The sequence below is a fragment of the Collimonas arenae genome (genome assembly GCF_000786695.1).
In the GTDB taxonomy this organism is placed as follows: Bacteria; Pseudomonadota; Gammaproteobacteria; order Burkholderiales; family Burkholderiaceae_D; genus Collimonas; species Collimonas arenae_A.
The window spans coordinates 681,702-699,185 of the sequence record NZ_CP009962.1 but is presented as its reverse complement, the minus strand read 5'-3'; the positions used below and the strand labels follow the sequence as shown (position 1 = coordinate 699,185).

General features: G+C 56.1%; 19 protein-coding genes and 1 other RNA gene. 3 read left to right on the top strand and 17 right to left on the bottom strand.

The features are described 5' to 3' along the window. Positions 1-47 precede the first annotated feature (47 nt). From LT85_RS03070 to LT85_RS03050, 5 genes are all read right to left on the bottom strand, one after another. The gene (locus tag LT85_RS03070; RefSeq protein ID WP_038485113.1) at positions 48-680 is read right to left on the bottom strand and encodes an SCO family protein; all 633 of its coding nucleotides are present in this window, start codon (positions 678-680) and stop codon (positions 48-50) included. 8 nt (positions 681-688) lie between these two features. Beyond that, the gene (gene cyoE, locus LT85_RS03065; RefSeq protein WP_038485110.1) at positions 689-1,573 is read right to left on the bottom strand and encodes a heme o synthase; all 885 of its coding nucleotides are present in this window, start codon (positions 1,571-1,573) and stop codon (positions 689-691) included. Then, entirely contained in the window at positions 1,570-2,730 is a 1,161-nt protein-coding gene (locus tag LT85_RS03060) for a COX15/CtaA family protein (protein WP_038485107.1), read from the bottom strand. Before LT85_RS03060 ends, cyoE begins: the two co-directional genes overlap by 4 nt. Positions 2,731-2,751: 21 nt before the next feature. Beyond that, positions 2,752-3,270, bottom strand: a complete 519-nt coding sequence (locus LT85_RS03055) for an SCO family protein (RefSeq protein WP_253273726.1) — start codon at positions 3,268-3,270, stop codon at positions 2,752-2,754. 79 nt (positions 3,271-3,349) lie between these two features. Further along, positions 3,350-4,120, bottom strand: a complete 771-nt coding sequence (locus tag LT85_RS03050) for an SURF1 family protein (protein ID WP_052134603.1) — start codon at positions 4,118-4,120, stop codon at positions 3,350-3,352. A gap of 40 nt (positions 4,121-4,160) precedes the next feature. On the opposite strand from LT85_RS03050, the gene LT85_RS03045 reads away from it, so the two are divergent. After that, entirely contained in the window at positions 4,161-4,361 is a 201-nt protein-coding gene (locus tag LT85_RS03045) for a twin transmembrane helix small protein (protein WP_038485100.1), read from the top strand. A 128-nt stretch (positions 4,362-4,489) separates the two neighbouring features. Here LT85_RS03045 and LT85_RS03040 read toward each other — a convergent pair whose 3' ends face one another. The 12 genes from LT85_RS03040 to rnpB form a co-directional block, all read right to left on the bottom strand. After that, on the bottom strand, positions 4,490-5,356 hold the full coding sequence (locus LT85_RS03040; RefSeq protein ID WP_156117416.1) for a cytochrome c oxidase subunit 3: 867 nt from the start codon (positions 5,354-5,356) through the stop codon (positions 4,490-4,492). Between the two features lie 136 nt (positions 5,357-5,492). Next, on the bottom strand, positions 5,493-5,708 hold the full coding sequence (locus LT85_RS03035; RefSeq protein WP_038485095.1) for a DUF2970 domain-containing protein: 216 nt from the start codon (positions 5,706-5,708) through the stop codon (positions 5,493-5,495). A 34-nt stretch (positions 5,709-5,742) separates the two neighbouring features. After that, a complete protein-coding gene (locus LT85_RS03030; RefSeq protein WP_038485092.1) occupies positions 5,743-6,324 on the bottom strand; it encodes a cytochrome c oxidase assembly protein in 582 nt (193 codons plus the stop codon). 159 nt (positions 6,325-6,483) lie between these two features. Continuing rightward, complete coding sequence (gene ctaD, locus LT85_RS03025; RefSeq protein WP_038485089.1) at positions 6,484-8,085, bottom strand: cytochrome c oxidase subunit I; 1,602 nt, start codon at positions 8,083-8,085, stop codon at positions 6,484-6,486. 15 nt (positions 8,086-8,100) lie between these two features. Next, complete coding sequence (gene coxB / locus LT85_RS03020) at positions 8,101-9,273, bottom strand: cytochrome c oxidase subunit II (RefSeq protein WP_038485086.1); 1,173 nt, start codon at positions 9,271-9,273, stop codon at positions 8,101-8,103. Between the two features lie 32 nt (positions 9,274-9,305). Then, positions 9,306-9,761 carry a DUF2244 domain-containing protein gene (locus LT85_RS03015; protein WP_038485082.1) on the bottom strand — a complete coding sequence of 152 codons (456 nt, stop codon included), beginning with the start codon at positions 9,759-9,761 and terminating at the stop codon, positions 9,306-9,308. A gap of 350 nt (positions 9,762-10,111) precedes the next feature. After that, positions 10,112-10,561 carry a DsrE family protein gene (locus LT85_RS03010; protein WP_038485080.1) on the bottom strand — a complete coding sequence of 150 codons (450 nt, stop codon included), beginning with the start codon at positions 10,559-10,561 and terminating at the stop codon, positions 10,112-10,114. 95 nt (positions 10,562-10,656) lie between these two features. Further along, on the bottom strand, positions 10,657-11,817 hold the full coding sequence (locus tag LT85_RS03005; protein WP_038485077.1) for an enoyl-CoA hydratase/isomerase family protein: 1,161 nt from the start codon (positions 11,815-11,817) through the stop codon (positions 10,657-10,659). Beyond that, positions 11,817-12,617, bottom strand: coding sequence for an enoyl-CoA hydratase (locus LT85_RS03000; protein ID WP_437177281.1), 801 nt, complete (start codon positions 12,615-12,617; stop codon positions 11,817-11,819). Before LT85_RS03000 ends, LT85_RS03005 begins: the two co-directional genes overlap by 1 nt. After that, positions 12,614-13,774 (bottom strand): acyl-CoA dehydrogenase family protein, encoded by a 1,161-nt coding sequence (locus LT85_RS02995; RefSeq protein WP_038485074.1) that lies wholly within the window; start codon positions 13,772-13,774, stop codon positions 12,614-12,616. The genes LT85_RS03000 and LT85_RS02995 overlap by 4 nt, the downstream gene beginning before the upstream one ends. A 199-nt stretch (positions 13,775-13,973) precedes the next feature. Beyond that, the gene (locus LT85_RS02990) at positions 13,974-14,528 is read right to left on the bottom strand and encodes a fasciclin domain-containing protein (protein ID WP_038485071.1); all 555 of its coding nucleotides are present in this window, start codon (positions 14,526-14,528) and stop codon (positions 13,974-13,976) included. A 144-nt stretch (positions 14,529-14,672) separates the two neighbouring features. Further along, positions 14,673-14,998: RNase P RNA component class A (gene rnpB, locus LT85_RS25705), an RNA gene on the bottom strand. 219 nt (positions 14,999-15,217) lie between these two features. Between rnpB and LT85_RS02985 the strand changes: the two genes are divergently transcribed. Next, the gene (locus LT85_RS02985; RefSeq protein ID WP_038485068.1) at positions 15,218-16,504 is read left to right on the top strand and encodes a D-amino acid dehydrogenase; all 1,287 of its coding nucleotides are present in this window, start codon (positions 15,218-15,220) and stop codon (positions 16,502-16,504) included. A gap of 8 nt (positions 16,505-16,512) precedes the next feature. After that, positions 16,513-17,442 carry an ornithine cyclodeaminase family protein gene (locus LT85_RS02980; protein WP_038485065.1) on the top strand — a complete coding sequence of 310 codons (930 nt, stop codon included), beginning with the start codon at positions 16,513-16,515 and terminating at the stop codon, positions 17,440-17,442. Positions 17,443-17,484 lie beyond the last annotated feature (42 nt).

Below are 17,484 nucleotides of genomic sequence, written 5' to 3'. Positions count from 1 at the left end.
AGCGATCCTGCCTTTTTAGTTGTCGCTGGGGACTGAGTCGCCCCGGGTCACTGAAGCAACAATTTCAAATCATGCGCAACCGGCTCAGGTCCCTGTCCATGGCGTATGAACAGGCGGATGTGGCCTTCAGGATCAAACACATAGCTGCCAGCCGTGTGATCCATGCTGTAACTGCCCGGAGTCTTGCCCGGTACTTTCTGATAGAACACGCGGAATTCCTTGGCCACCTTTTCGGTCGCTGCCGCATCGCCATACAAGCCCACAAAACTTGGATCAAATGCTGGCACATACTTGGATAGCAGTTCTTGCGTATCGCGCTCCGGATCGACTGTTACGAACAATACCTGTACCTTGCTCGCCAGCGGTCCCATTTCCTTCAAGACATTGGCCATCTCTACCATCGTAGTCGGACAGACGTCGGGGCATTGGGTATAGCCGAAAAACACTACGACCACTTTGCCCTTGTAATCAGCCAGCGTGCGCGGCTTGCCGGTGTGGTCGGTCAGAGCGAAATCGCGGGCGTAGCCCAGTCCTGTGACGTCGGTATTGTTAAACGCGCTTTTGGCTGGCGAGAGTGTCATTTCCTGGCTGCTGCCGGCTGATTTATCGCCGCATGCAGCCAATGACAAGACCATCAGCAAGCCGACAAACAAGGAGACGACAGAGGTAATACGCTTCATGTTTGCTTTCAGAATTTGAGGTAATGATCGACCAGCAGGGCGGCGAACAGCAACGACAGGTAAATGATCGAATAGGCGAAAGTCTTGCGCGCAATCAGATCGGTGTAATGCTGATAAATCTGCCATGCATACCAGAGGAAAATCACGCCCAGCACTGCAGCACTGGCCAAGTAAATCAGGCCGCTCATGCCAACCGCAAATGGCAGCATGGTGGTGGCGACCAGGGCAATTGTGTAGAGCCAGATTTGCAGCTGGGTGAATTTCAGGCCATGCGTGATCGGCAGCATCGGCAAGCCGGATTTGGCGTAGTCGTCGCGACGATACATGGCCAGCGCCCAAAAATGCGGCGGAGTCCAGACGAAGATTATCATCACCAGGATCCAGGCTTGCATCGGCACGTCGTTGGCGATTGCGGCCCAGCCCAAGGCTGGCGGCATGGCCCCGGCGAGGCCGCCGATGACAATGTTCTGCGGCGTCGCCGGTTTCAGGATGATGGTGTAGATGATGGCGTAACCGACAAAAGTGGCGAAGGTGAGCCACATGGTCAGCGGATTGACAAAGTTATACAGCACCCACATGCCGGCGCCGCCGATGACGCCGGAAAATACCAGCGTCTGGTTGACTGTGATCTCGCCACGCGCCATAGGACGTCGCGCCGTACGCGCCATACGCGAGTCGATTTCGCGTTCCACCAGGCAATTAACAGCAAATGCTGCGCCGGCCAACAGCCAGATACCGATGGTGGCGGCCACGACGCGTTGCCAGTCTGGCAAACCAGGGGTCGCCAGAAACATACCGATCACCGCGCAGAATACCGCCAGCTGCGTAACGCGCGGCTTAGTCAGCGCCCAATATTGGGCAATTCGATTAGGTGGTATGGTCAAAGCGGTCATGGGTGCGGGTTGAGGCGGTCAACAATTACTGGATGGCTACCCACCCCCGAAACAGCATGCAGCCCGGGAGCAAGTCTAGTCTTATAGTTTAACATGACCAGCAACACCAACAGCGCCGCCGCCCCACCGTTGTGCACGACGGCGATTGCCAAAGGCCAGTTGAAGTAAATAGTAGACAAGCCGGTCAACAATTGCAAACCAATAACAACCAGCAGCCAGCGGCCGGTTTTCTGCAAACCCTCGGTGTGCAATGCTTTCCATGCCAGCCAGACGACAAACGCAATCACCACGAACGCAAAGCTGCGATGGGTCCAGTGAATCGCCGTGAGGGCCTGGAAGGATATAAACTCGCCGTCAGCGGTCATACCGAGATGCCGCCACGGCGTAAAGCCGTTCACAAAATCCATCTGCGGCACCAGCGCGCCATGGCACAAAGGGAAGTCGGTACAGGCCAAAGCGGCATAGTTAGTACTTACCCAACCGCCCAGGGCAATCTGAATCACCAGCAATACCAGGCCGATCAAGGCCGGCTTGACCAGTTTGCCAGCGCTGGCCGCCACCGGCGCATGGTCATTCTGGCGCGCACCCATCCAGGCGATCAACGCCAGCAAGGTCAGGCCAAGCAGCAGATGGGTGGTAACGATCACTGGCTGCAGTTTCTGGGTGACGGTCCAGGCGCCGAAAGCGCCTTGCAGGCAGACACACAAAAACAGCAGGGTCGGATACCACGGAGAAAACTTCGCCAGCCGCTGCGCCGGCCGGTGCTTCGATTTCAGCCAGCGCAACCAGCTGATCGCCATCAACGCCATGATCATCACACCCACACCCATCGCGAAATAGCGGTGGATCATTTCGATCCAGGCCTTTTTCACGGATACCGGACCGAACGGCATGGCTTCTTGCGCCGCGCTGATGTGTGCATGCGCCAGCAGCGGATTGGAATGGCCGTAGCAGCCAGGCCAGTCGGGGCAACCGAGGCCCGAGTCAGTCAGCCGGGTGAAAGCACCGAACATGATCAGGTCGAAGGTCAGGAACAGCGTGACCCAAACCAGCTTGCGGTACTTATTGGTATCGCTGGAAACCCACACCACGCAGAACGCCAGCAAGGCGACCAGTATGCCCATGCTGCCAAGCTGGGCCAGCGCTGCTGCCGTCATTGGAAACTCATCATGGCAAGGTCATCCTATCGACGAAGCGCGTAACAATTTGGACAGGTCTTTTTTTACCTTGTTCGGATCGGCATCTTTGGGGAAGCGCATCATCAGGTGGCCAAGCGGATCAATCAGATAGATATGATCTGCAGCGCTGGTATCTGCGTCAACCGGCAGCCAGGCTTTGAGCAACTCTGGTTTGACCCGCAGCAATTTGGTGCCGTCGTATTCGCGCATCACCATGGTTTGCAGGGGCTGGTCGTCGGTGATCAGCCAGACGCGCTCAATACGCTCCATTTCCTTGCCTTGCATCAGGCGCAGCTGGCGCATTTCATACAGCTTGTCCTGGCAAGCCTTTTGGCAATCGCTGCCGTCGACCTGCACCATCAGCCATTTGCCTTTGTAGGCATCCAATGATTCCGGCTTGCCATCGAGCGTGGTGCTGCCCAGTTCGGGAATCGGATAATCGCGCGGATCGATCAGCGCGCCATAGTTGGTGCGGCTTTGCGGCTTGATCACGTAATACGTGAAATAAGAAGCAATCATGGGCGCCGCGCACACGGCGATCACCGCAAACAGCTTCCAGCGTCCGCTCTGGCGTTGCTTGCCCCCCGCAGTTGCCGGATTAGCCGGATTGCTGATCGGCTGGCTTGTTGGTATTTTCTGATCCACGTCTAAATCCTGTCACAACAAAAAAAATGAATGCCATTGCGGCCAGCGCATACCACTGGAATGCGTAACCGCGGTGCCGTTCGATCCCCAGCGACGGCCGGGGCCATGCACGTTGCATATGATCGTCTGCGTCGCCGGTTTGTTCAACTACAAACGGTTGCAACTTGAATTTGCTGGCGGCGGCAAATTCGCCGATACCGAGATTTTGCACGATGGCTTGAGGTACCGGCGGGCCGGCGTCGCCCAATTGCATGACATGGCCAAAATCGCGCCTCGCCAGTCCTTCTATCTCGACTGTACCAACCGGTGTAGGATAAGTCGGCAGCTTGCTGCGATCCGACGGGTCACGCGGCAGCCAGCCACGCGCCACCAGCACATAACTATCTGTGCCGGCTATCTTGAATGGCATCAGCACGTAGAAGCCGGCCACGCCGTTCAAGGGGCGGTTATCCAGATAAACAGGCCAGGCGCCTATAAATTCACCACGCAACGCAACGCGCCGGTACTCGATTTGATCGGCATCCGGCAGGGCGTCGCCCAGCCTGAGCACCGGTTCGGATTCTCGCTGCAACAGTTTGCTTTCGATCAGTTGCTTTTGATCGCCACGCCGCGTTTGCCATTGTGCCAACGCGATACCGAGCGCCACTAGCACTACGGTCGCCACAAATGGAATCAGCCGGAAGCGGAATCTGCGTTTGGAGCTTGGACTCGAGTCATTCCGCATTACAATATTGCCTTAGTCAACATTTCCCCTGGCAAAAAAAATGAAAATCGTTGTCATCATTGCCTTCATCCTGATCCTCGGCAGCCTCGCCTCCGCATTGATATTCCTGATGCGCGACAAGGGTAAAAGCAACCGCACGGTACAGGCCCTGACCTGGCGCGTCGGCCTGTCAGTGACGTTGTTTCTCTTGATACTGATCTTGTACAAGCTGGGCTATATCCAGCCGACCGGCTTGCACTGAACAATTTTCTTCTAGCACGGCGCCAAAACATCTCGTAAAAAAGGCCGCACCGAAGTGTGGCCTTTTTTTATGCACTACCGCGTAAGCTAACCCGGCAGATCAAACGCTGGGATTCGCCGCAACCGGCTTTACAGCCAGTACACCACCACATACAGACCGAGCCAGACAACGTCGACAAAGTGCCAGTACCAGGCGGCGCCTTCAAAGGCGAAATGATGATCCGGGGTGAAATGCCCCTTGAGCACGCGATACAGCACCACCGATAGCATGATCGCACCGATGGTGACGTGGAAACCATGGAAACCGGTCAGCAGGAAGAAAGTCGAGCCGTAGATGCCGGAAGTCAGCTTCAGGTTGAAATCGGTATAGGCTTCCATGTACTCTGCGGCCTGGAAACCCATGAAGGTCGCACCCAGCAGGATGGTGGCAAACAACCAGGCAGCGGTCTTCATGCGATGACCAGCGCGCAATGCGTGATGGGAAATCGTCAGCGTCACGCCGGATGTCAGCAACAGGAATGTATTGATGGTCGGGATCGGGAACGGTCCCATGGTGCTGAACGGTTCTATCGTTCCAGCTGGCCCTGCGTTACCCCAATGGGCGGCGAAATCAGGCCACAGTACTTTGTTGTCCAGATCGCCCAGCCACGGCATCGAGATACTGCGGGCATAGAACAAGGCGCCGAAAAACGCGCCGAAAAACATCACTTCGGAGAAAATGAACCAGCTCATGCTCCAGCGGTACGATGTATCGATGCGAGCGCTGTACAGGCCGCCTTCGGATTCACGGATGGAATCGCCGAACCATTTATAGAGCACGGTCAGGAACGACAGGATGCCGATCACGCATAGCTCCGGCCCCCATAGTACGCTATTGACCCACGCCGCCGCGCCAGCCATCGTTGCCAGCAGTGCCAAGCCACCCAGCACCGGCCATCTGGACGGACCTGGGACAAAATAGTAGGGTGCACTGCCTTGTTGAGAACTCATTGCCATCTCCGATACAAATTTAAATAGTTATTTCAACAATTTGCGGGACAGAGGCTGCCAGCGTTGGATTTATAAGGCTCCGCCGTGCGCCGAATTACTCTGTCCTCAACCGATCAAAATATTGTGCTGCACTTATTTTGTTTTATTTGGCGACAACCAGCTTCACGATAGTGATCAGTATCCCGATAAAAATCAAGGCGCCAAGTATGCCGGCAATCACGACATGCACCGGATTCAGCCCGGCTGCATCGCTTTCATAATCTTTTCTCTTGCGAATCCCGAAAAACGACCAGAATATCGCCTTCATGGCGGCGCCAAATGAGGCTTTACGACGACTTGCTTCTTCCAGATCCGACATATGACATCCCCCTGCTTAGGCCTGACGTTGCAGCTTAACTTGTCGGCTTGTCCGGCTGGCCTGCAATCTCAAAGAACGTATACGACAGCGTGATCACCTTTACGTCTTTAGGTATAGCAGGATCTATGTAAAACACCACCGGCATTTCCTTGGCCTGGTTCGGACCCAGCGTCTGCTGGGTGAAACAGAAACATTCGACTTTCTTGAAGAACTCCGCCGCCTGCTGCGGCGCGTAGCTCGGAATCGCCTGGGCATCCATCTTGCGTGCCTGCTTATTCACTACCTCGTACATCACCGTGGTCATTTCGCCTGGATGCACTTGCAAACTGCTGACAGTCGGCCGGAAACGCCATGGTCCCTGCGAATTGCCATCGAACTCAATGGTAATGGTGCGGCTCTTGTCGACCTGGGTATTGGCGGGGGCGACTACCGTGCCATCTTTCGGCGTAAGGTAATTGACGCCGGTAATGTCACAGATCTTCTTGTACACCGGCACCAGACCATAGCCGAAACCGAACATCATGACGGCAATCACCATCAGCTTGCCAAGCATCTGCCAGTTCAGTTTCCTTGACTCGGCCTTCGCTCCGCTATCGTTATCCGCAGGATTAGTCATCTATTTGAACCACAACATCTTGACGAAGATCGCAATGAAGAAACTCAAGGCAAGCAAGCCAACCAACAAGCCGGTACGCAGGTTATTCGGTTTTTTCTGCTGATTCATATTCAACACCCATGCAGAGGTGGCGGGAATTCTCATTCCCGCCAGCTTCTATTATTTAAAGACCGGCGGCGTTTCGAATGTATGGAAAGGAGCTGGGCTCGGCACTGTCCACTCCAGGCCTTCAGCACCGTCCCACGGCTTGTCGGCTGCCTTCTTGCCACCCTTGATCGATGGAATGATCACGAAGAACAGGAAGTAGACCTGTGTCAGGCCGAAACCGAAAGCACCGATTGAAGCCAGCATGTTGAAGTCGGTGAACTGCGCCGGGTAGTCGGCATAGCGGCGTGGCATGCCGGCCAGGCCGAGGAAGTGCATCGGGAAGAAAGTGACATTGAACCAGATCAGGGAATTCCAGAAATGGATCTTGCCGCGGGTTTCGTTGTACATGAAACCGGTCCACTTCGGACCCCAGTAGTAGTAACCGGCAAACAATGCGAACAGGGAACCTGCCACCAGCACGTAGTGGAAATGCGCCACCACATAATAGGTATCTTGCATCTGGATGTCGATCGGCGTCACCGCCAGGATCAAGCCAGTGAAACCACCCATGGTGAACACGAAGATGAAGCCGATTGCGAACAGCATTGGCGTTTCAAAAGTCATCGAACCGCGCCACATGGTAGCAATCCAGTTGAAAATCTTGACGCCGGTAGGCACCGCGATCAGCATCGTTGCGTACATGAAGAACAGTTGCGCAGTCACTGGCATGCCGGTGGTGAACATGTGGTGCGCCCAGACGATGAACGACAGGATCGCGATCGAGGCGGTAGCGTAGACCATCGATGCATAGCCGAACAGCTGCTTGCGGGCGAAGGCTGGAATGATCTGCGAGACAATGCCGAAGGCCGGCAGAATCATGATGTACACCTCGGGGTGGCCGAAGAACCAGAAAATGTGCTGGTACATCACCGGATCGCCGCCGCCGGCAGCGTTAAAAAAGGAAGTGCCGAAGTGACGGTCGGTCAGCGTCATGGTGATCGCGCCAGCCAGCACAGGCATCACGGCGATCAGCAAGTAGGCGGTAATCAGCCAGGTCCAGCAGAACATCGGCATCTTCATCAGCGTCATGCCAGGAGCGCGCATGTTGAGGATGGTGGTGATGATGTTGATCGAACCCATGATCGACGAAGCACCCATGATATGGATCGCGAAAATCGCCATGTCCATGCCAGGGCCCATCTGGGTCGACAGCGGTGCGTACAAAGTCCAGCCGGCGGCGGTGGCGCCGCCAGGCACCAAGAACGACGTCAGCAGCAACAGCGCTGCCGGCGGCATCAGCCAGAACGAGAAGTTGTTCATCCGCGCAAACGCCATATCGGAAGCGCCGATTTGCAGCGGAATCATCCAGTTGGCGAAACCGACGAAAGCCGGCATGATCGCACCGAACACCATGATCAGGCCGTGCATCGTGGTCAGCTGGTTAAAAAACTCCGGCTTGAAAAATTGCAGGCCAGGCTGGAACAGTTCAGTGCGAATCAGTAGCGCAAGCACGCCGCCTGACATCAACATGGTGAACGAGAACCACAGGTACAGGGTACCGATATCCTTGTGGTTGGTGGCGAACAACCAGCGACGCCAGCCGTGCGGATGCTCATGCGCGTGGTCGTCGTGAGAATGATCGTGTGCGTGATCGACTGCGGTAGTGCTGCTCATCTCAATCTCCTGATTTTATTTACGCGCAGCCAGCACTTCTGCTGGTTGGACAATATTTTCTTGCGCCTTGTTGGACCAGTTGTTGCGGGTGTAGGTAATCACCGCAGCAATTTCGGTATCCGACAACACGGCTTTCCAGGCCGGCATCTGCAGCGCGCCGTCGATCTTGCCGTTCAGCACCACATTGATTTGCGCCGCACGCGGGCCGTTCACGACCGGATCGCCATCGAGTGGCGGGAAGGCGCCAGGGACACCCTTGCCGGTTGCCTGGTGGCAGGCCGCGCAATTCGCGGTGTAGACTTTTTCGCCGCGCTGTTTCAGTTCGTCGATGGTCCATGTCTTGTTCGGATCGTCTGCCTGCGCAGCCATTTCCTTTTTCTTGCCGTCGACCCAGGTCTTGTAGTCGGCGTCGCTCAGGACGTTGACCACAATTGGCATGAAGGCGTGGTCCTTGCCGCACAGTTCAACGCATTGGCCGCGATAGACGCCGACTTTCTCTGCCTTGAACCAGGTATCGCGAACAAAACCGGGAATCGCATCCTGCTTGACGCCGAACGCCTGAATCGTCCATGAATGGATGACGTCATTCGCGGTGGTGATGATGCGGATCTTTTTATTGACCGGAACCACCATCGGATTATCGACTTCGATCAGGTAGTTGTCGTCCTTGACCTTGGTGGAATCGACAATCTGTTCATGCGGTGTCGCCAGATTAGAGAGGAAGGAAATGCCGGCGCCATCGCCGTTCAGGTAGTCATAGCCCCATTTCCATTGCATGCCGGTGACCTTGATGGTGATGTCGGCATTGGAAGTGTCCTTCATCGCCACCACGGTCTTGGTCGCCGGGAGCGCCATACCGATAACGATCAGGAAAGGAATCACGGTCCAGGCAATTTCAACGCCGGTGCTTTCGTGGAAACTGGCCGATTTGTGGCCCAGTGATTTGCGGTGCTTGAGGATGGAATAAAACATCACCCCGAACACGGCAAGGAAAATAACCAGACAAATGATCAGCATTAAATTATGCAGATCGTAAATTTGTTGCGCAATCTCGGTTACTGGCGGTTGAAAGTTCATCCCTAGTACTTTAGGACCACCCGGGCTATCGACCACCGCCCATGAAGGCATTGCTGCCGACAGGAGCGACGCACCGAGCGTCAACGATGTAAGGCGCTTCGCATATTCCATGATTTCCTCAAAAGCCCAAAATTATAATTTTATCAACCACCAGGCAATGACCTGCGCTGTATCTCCTGCCTTAACTCTCGCACAAACTCACGCCGCTTCCATTCCGTCAAAAACCGACCGACTTCCACTTGGGTCCCCAGTGCTTCCAGGCCGATGAGGCCCTTCTTTGTCTCCTGCACTGCAATCCGGATGGAACGCAAATCCAGTTTAAATTGCAGAACTTCCTGTGCCTGTATCAGTTCTACAAGCAGATAATCATCCAGCATCGCGATGTGCTCACGATCCGTGGCATGTCGTGCATAGATCAGAAATGCGGCTGCGACCGCCGACATTTCCAGCACCGCGAACAGTAAAACAAACCAAGCCCCGCGCAAGGCAAAGCCAAACGCCACGACCATCGAAGTAGCACAGAGGATCACATAGAAAAAACCAAGCTGGCGCGGCGCGATAGCGCAATTACGCCTCAAGTCCCATTCTCGCTTAATCATGATGCACCATCGACATCAAGCATGTTGCCTGTACGCACAAGCTAAAACCTTTGAAGTATAAGGTCTAATCGAACTTGTTATCAAGGAGAATCAAATCTCCCGCCACTGCCCCACAAATCCCGTCGAAACCCCGATTTCAAGCCATTCAGCCAGGCAAAAGCTGGCTATCCACCCTACCCTCAATAACGAATTCCAGATAGTCGTTATATGCGTACACTGGTATATCTCTCAGGGAAAAAGCAGGATTCATGAGGTAAATTGACAACATTTCCTTTCATGTAGCAGCACTTCATGACATCTCAAGAAAATAATTGGGGCCAGAGTCGATTTATTTCGCACCGGCCGACTCATCAAGGCCGCAGATAGGCATAACCCTGCGATTGCAGATCGGCTAGCAACACCACTGCGCCCTTATCGGCTACGCTGAAATTAGGCAGCAAGTCTTTTAACGCAACGTTCTGCGCTTTCATGGTGTTGATGCAGGCGCTCATTTCCAGCCCCATTTTTGCCAGTTGGCTGACATGCGCGCTGAAATCCTTGCCGGCCTGCGCGGCATGGAATGCCTTCAATCCCGAGCCATGTATCACCAGCACAATTTTCACTTTGTCCGGACCGCCCATGCCATCGTAGTGATTCTCGATATTGCCAAGTACAAAGCCGACCTTATCAAGCTCGCTCAGGTGATAGGCCACTTTGGCTTTATCCACATTGGCGGCATTTGCGCGCGATGTGGTTGCGGCGAGGACCGACGCCGCACCGATTGATGAGAACATGGTCCACAGGATGCTGCGTCGTTGCATCTTCGCTCCCGGTCGAAAAATAAAACAGGATAAGGCTGGGTTATTCGCCTCCATCGACATCGTCCGCCATGTCGACATCAATCAAGTAATCAACCTTAACTCAAATCCGCCAGCGGGTGATTTTTCTCTGGCCATGGATTATCAAAGAATCCGTTACCCCAGTCGCTGGCGACTTCGGCCAATGTCGCAGGTTGCCATTTCGGCTGCCTATCCTTATCGATGATCAATGCACGTATCCCTTCGGCGAAATCGGCGCGAGCTGCGCAATGCAACGACACCACGTACTCCAGCCGGAACACTTCCGCCAGCGACATGTGCAGCGCGCGCTTTTGCAGATCATGCGACAACCAGGTCGAAGCAGGACTGCCGGCAACCAGGGTGACGATACCTTTTTGCAGCCATGCATCGTCCGTTTTCAGGTCAACGATATTTTGCACGACCTCGCCCAGGGTAGGCGCGCTGCAAAGCTGATGTATCAATTCAAAATGCTGGCGCAATGGCATTGCTGCAGCAGCGAACGTTGTCGCTGCTTTGTGTTCTGCATCGAGCAAAACACGGGTCAGCAAGACATCGTCCTGACGGCCGTCCCATGGCTGGACCAGCAAGGTCTCCAGCAGCGCTTGCTTTTGCGCATGATCGATCTGGTAGTCGGCCAGGCGAGCAAAGATGGCGTCGGCGGCGCCGATGGAAGCGCCGGTCAGCGCCAGGAATAAACCCAACTGTCCCGGCATACGGTTCAGGAACCATGTACCACCGACATCCGGATACAAGCCGATCGTAATTTCAGGCATGGCGAGCCGCGACTTTTCCGTCACGACGCGATGGCTGGCGCCGGCCATCAAGCCAACACCGCCGCCCATCACAATGCCATGCGCCCATGCCAGCATCGGTTTGGGATAGGTATGGATCAGATAGTCGAGACGGTATTCGCGTTCGAAGAAATCGCAAGCGTAGGTATTGCTCGTAATGTCTTCGCGCTGGCCGGATGCGTGCTGGTCCAGCATGGTACGGTACAAATCTTGCAAATCGCCGCCGGCGCAAAACGCCTTCTCTCCGGCCGCCTGCAGCACCACCATCGCGATGCCCGCATCGTTTGCCCATGCACGCAACTGGACATCAAGCAAGTCGACCATCTCCAACGAAATCGCATTCAGCGTTTTTTCGACGTTCAGAGTGGCGACGCCGATGCGTTTGCCGTTCTCCGCAATCAACTCTTCAAACAAAGCAGGCGCGGCGGCTTTTACTACATCTTCCATTATTCATTACTCCAGACAGGCGGGCGTTTTTGCAGGAAGGCATTCACGCCTTCCTTTTGATCTTGCGTATCGAACAGGTCGAGGAACAGTTCGCGCTCCACCGGCAGCAAGCTGGCCAATGGATTGGAGCGCGCTCCCTGGATCAGTTTCTTGCAAGCGTTGATACTGGAAGGACTTTGCCGGGCGACCTGCTCGGCGAGCACCAGGGCACGCTGTTTCGCCTCGCCCTTTTTCACCAGCTCCTCGACCAGGCCGATGCGTAATGCCGTTTCGGCATTGACCCGTTCACCGCATAAAATCATGCGCTTGGCCCAGCCTTCACCCACCAGCCATGGCAGGTTCTGGGTGCCGCCAGCACAAGGCAGTAAGCCGACTGCCGCTTCCGGCAAGGCCATCTGCGCATGCTCTTCCGCGATGCGCAGATCGCAGGCAAGCGCGCACTCAAGGCCGCCCCCCATAGCGTAGCCGTTAATGGCTGCAATAGAAACGCCGCGAAACGCGGACAAGGTTTCAAATGCTTCGCCAAAGCGGCGCGCCATCTTGCGCGCCATGACCTTGTCGCCATCGGCAAACACTTTCAAGTCAGCGCCAGCGCAAAAGAACTTTTCGCCTTCGCCTGTCAGCACCAGACTGTAGATATTCTTGTCTGCGTTGAGCGCCTGCACCAGACGCGTCAGATCGCGCAGCGCATCGCCGGTCCAGGTATTTGCCGGAGGATTGGCGATGGTCACCACCGCCGTGTGGCCGATGATTTCCAGTCGCAGATTGGTGTAAGTCATTTCAGTGAGAGCGCTGTTCATCGGATGTCCTCGTTGGATGCGTTACCCAGCAATTGTCGCGCAATAATCACGCGCATGATTTCGTTAGTGCCTTCCAGAATCTGGTGCACGCGAACGTCGCGGAAATGGCGTTCCAGCGGATACTCGCGGATGTAGCCGTAGCCGCCATGGATCTGCAACGCCTCGTTGCAGATCTGGAAACCGATGTCGGTGGCGAAGCGTTTCGCCATTGCGCAATACGTAGTGGCGTTAGGATCTTTGGCATCCAGCTTGCAGGCGGCCAGGCGCACCATCTGGCGCGCCGCGACCAGCTCGGTCTGCATGTCGGCCAGCTTGAATTGCAGCGCCTGGAAATCGGACAGCGGCCGGTTGAACTGACGGCGCTCGCTCATGTACGCATGCGCTGCATCGAGCGCTGCTTGTGCAGTACCGACGGAGCAGGTGGCGATGTTGATACGGCCGCCATCCAGGCCACGCATCGCCAGGCGGAAGCCCTCGCCCTCCGCACCCAGCAGATGGTCGGCGGGAATCCGCACATTGTCGAAACTGATGGTGCGCGTCGGCTGGCTGTTCCAGCCCATTTTTTCTTCCTTGCGGCCGTAGCTGATGCCAGGGGTGTTCGCCGGCACCACGAACGCCGATACGCCATGTGCGCCACCGGCGCCGGTACGCGCCATCAACACCAGCACATCCGTGGAGCCCGCGCCGGAAATGAATGCCTTGGAGCCGTTGATGACATAGTGGCCGTCGACCAGCTCAGCGCTGGTTTTCAGCGAAGCGGCGTCGGAGCCGGAACCCGGTTCGGTCAAGCAATAGGAGCCTAGCTTTTTGCCGGCTGCCAGTTGCCCGCACCAGTTCTCTTTCACCGCCGGCGTCGCCCAGTTAGCGATCATCCAGCTCACCATGTTGTGAATCGTCAGGTAGGCTGTCGTCGAGGTACAGCCACGCGCCAGCTCTTCGAATACGATGGTAGCGTCCAGCCGCGACAAGCCCAGGCCGCCCACTTCTTCCGGCGTGTACAAGCCGCAAAAACCCAATTCACCGGCCTTGGCGATGACGTCGACCGGGAAAATCGCTTCGGCATCCCATTTGGCCGCATTCGGCGTTAGTTCTCCTGCGGCGAAATCACGCGCGGTCTGTTGAAATGCGCGTTGATCTTCTGATAATTCAAAGTCCATGGTGGTCTGTCTCCAAAGCGGATAGATGTTGTTGATTGCTGCTGATGGCAATTTCGGTCTTCCAGCAGAATAACAATAATTGACGTTAACGTAAACGTCACCCAATCGCTGCGGACGAAAAAAAGGCGACGGGGAGAATGCCGTCGCCTAACTCGCTGCCACTGAAACGCTTGAATCCGATTGACCTGCCTGCCCTTGTTTATTTAGGCAGCAACACAGTATCGATGACGTTGATCACGCCGTTCGACTGATTGACGTCATAGGTGGTGATGTTGGCGACATGGCCACCATCGTCCATGACGGTGATATTACGTGGGCCGTTCTGCTCGAAAGTCAGCTTGCCGCCGCTGGCGGTTGCCAGTTCAGCCTTGCCACCACCCTTCTTGATTTCGCTTTCCAGCTTGGCAAAGCCGTAACGGCCCGGCACAACGTGGTAAGTCAGGATCTTGGTCAATGTGGCCTTGTTTTCAGGTTTAACCAAGGTTTCCACTGTGCCCGCCGGCAGTTTGGCGAAAGCGGCATTGGTCGGTGCAAAAACGGTAAAAGGACCTTTGCTCTTGAGCGTATCGACCAGTCCTGCGGCTTTTACGGCGGCCACCAAGGTGGTGTGATCGGCTGAATTGACGGCGTTATCGACAATGTCCTTGCTAGGGTACATGCCTTGTCCGCCCACCATGACGGTGTCCTCTGCATAGGCCGCGCTGGCGGCGATCATAGCTGCGGATAAAGCCAAAACATAAGTAAGTTTGCGCATGATAATTCCTTAGAATGAGAGTCAGTTTTCGGAGCCTGCACAGTCATATACGCAGTTGTTCCGAAACTGGATTCGCCGGATTCAAAAAAATCATGCAAAAGGCGTGATGGCGATGCGCCTGCAACATCGGCATCAACCGGAAGAAAATGAAGTAAGCCGATAGGCCGGATTCTGTTACGACGTCCGGGCTTGCGCCCTCGCGTTATGACAACCATTCCTCTAGGCGCTGGATTACTCCAGCGCTCCAGCTCTCTACCCGCACGCTCCGCGAGCAACATCAACGCGTGCCTATTTGAGATTGCTCCGGGTGGAGGTTACCGCGTTTCACCGTAACTTAATACGCTCGTCTCTGTGGCCCTATTCCTCGCCTCACGGCGGACGGCCGTTAACCGTCACCCTGCTCTATGGAGTCCGGACCTTCCTCCCGCCGGCGCCTTGCAGCGCCAGCCAGCGGCTGTCTGGCTTACTTCAGGCGGCATTCTACCGCAATGCAAGGCTCAACTAGCTGATATGCATTGATATTCGCTGATATTTTATTAAGTTTAAAGATGGAACCCGGTCGACGATGCCAAATTGGCATGAGACACCGTACATGGTCGCAAGTATAGTATTTGGAGTTTATTGCAGTGCAAAACCAGAAGCGGCAATGAACCCCATCGATTGACTATTTCCGCAACAGGACAAAACCAATGCACATCTGCGTACTAGGCGCCGGCATCATCGGCGTGACCTCCGCATATCGTCTGCTGGAAGCCGGCCACCAGGTCACTCTGGTCGACGCCGCCGCACAGCCAGGCAGCCAGACCAGCCTGGGCAATGGTGCGCAGCTGAGCTATTCGTACGTGGCGCCGCTGGCCGATCCCTCGGTGTGGACGCACTGGCCGGAGTACTTGTTCAGCGCCGCATCGCCGCTGACCTTGCGACCGAAAATGGATACGGCGCAATGGCGCTGGTTACTAAAATTTCTGGCTGCCTGCAACGGCAAACGGGTCCGGCAAACCACCATAGACCTCCTGCGGTTGTCGTTCTACAGCCGCGCGCAATTGCAGCAACTAAGCAGCGCCATACCGCTCGATTTCCAGCACCGAACCGCTGGCAAGCTGGTGATGTACGCCGACGCTAAAGGACTGGAAGGAGCCCGCAGGCAGATTGAATTCCAGGCGCAGCACGGCTGCCAGCAAGAAATCATCGACGCCGCACGCTGCCTGCAAATCGAACCGGCCTTGGCCAGCGCCAAACGCGACTGGGCCGGCGGCGTGTATACCGCCAGCGAAGAAGCCGGCGATTGCGCACTGTTTTGCCAACAGTTGGTGACGGCCATGTTGCAGCAACCCGGCTTCCGCTTCGCGCATTCGCAACGCATCAACAAACTGGAAATGCGCGATGGCGCATTGACGGCGATATATACCAGCGATACCAGTGATGCCAGTGATGAAAAGATCGATGCCGAGGCATTCGTTCTCGCGCTGGGCGCAGAAAGTGCGAGCTTTGCACGCCAGGCTGGATTCACCCTGCCACTCTATCCCCTCAAAGGCTATAGCATCACGGTGCCTCTGAACGACGCGGCCAGCCAAGCCGCAGCGCCGCAAGTATCGATTACCGATCTTTCCAGGAAGATCGTCTACGCTCGCCTCGGCAACCGGTTACGGGTTGCCGGACGGGTGGAACTCGTGGGCATGGACCGCAGCATACCCGCTACGGCAATCGACGAGTTGAAACGCGGCGTCAGCGAGCTGTTTCCCGGCTGCGCCGGTCTGGCCGACAACGACAACCTGTCGCCATGGGCCGGATTTCGGCCGGCGACGCCAAGCGGTGTGCCGATCATCGGCGCTTCGCCTGTCAAGAACCTGTATCTCAATATCGGCCACGGCAGCCTCGGCTGGACCCTGGCGCATGGCAGCGCAAGCTTGTTGACGCAACTGATCGCCGGCAAAACCACAGCCATCGACGCCAGTCCCTTTTCATTTAGCGGATAGGAAAAATCATGAAACTCATTACTAACCAGCAAGTCGCAGAACTGATCAACACCAACGATGCGATCGACGCCATGCGTCAGGCCTTCCAAGGTATAGGACAAGGCGCCCAGCAAGCGCGTATGCGTACCAGCGCCGCAGGCAGCAATGGTCCCATCATGATGTCCAGCATGGGTGCACTTTTGCCAGCGGCTGGCATTGCCGGCTACAAGATCTACACCACCATCAACGGCAAGTTTCACTTTGTCACCGTGCTGTTTTCCACAGAAGACGGCCGGCCGCTGGCGACGATTGAATCCGACACTATGACCGGCCTGCGCACAGCTGCCGCCACCGCGGTTGCGGCCGACCATCTGGCTAACCGCGACGTCGCCACGCTATCGGTCATCGGCACCGGGGTCCAGGCGCATTCGCACGTGCCGGCTTTGCTGTCTGTGCGCCGATTCAAGGAAATCCTGGTCGCCGGCCGCAGCGGCCAGCAGGAATTTGCCGAGAAAATCACGCAGCAAACCGGTGTGGCGGCGCGCGCCGTGAGCATCGAAGAAGCAGCACAGTCCGGCGACGTAGTAGTGACCGTGACGCGTTCCGCCACGCCGCTGTTTTCCGGCGACCTGCTGAAACCGGGCGCCTTCGTCGCCGCAGTAGGCGCCAGCAAAGGCAACCTGCGCGAACTCGACGACCGCGCGATCGCTCGCGCCAATGCACTGGTGGTGGAATGGAAACCGCAGGCGCAGCAAGAAGCCGGCGACCTGTTGCTATGCCAGCCCGGCACCTTCGATTGGGATCAGGTGTGGGAACTGGGACAGATTGTCGACGGCAGCAGTAACTACCAGCGCCGCCCCGAGGATTTGGTGATCTACAAGGCGATTGGCGTCGGCGTCGAAGATATCGCCCTGTCAGGCCTGGTCTATCGCCGCGCATGTGAGCGTTTCGGCTGGTAACCGCAGCTTGTCTTTGCACGCAGAACTGCTCGCTGGCCCTCT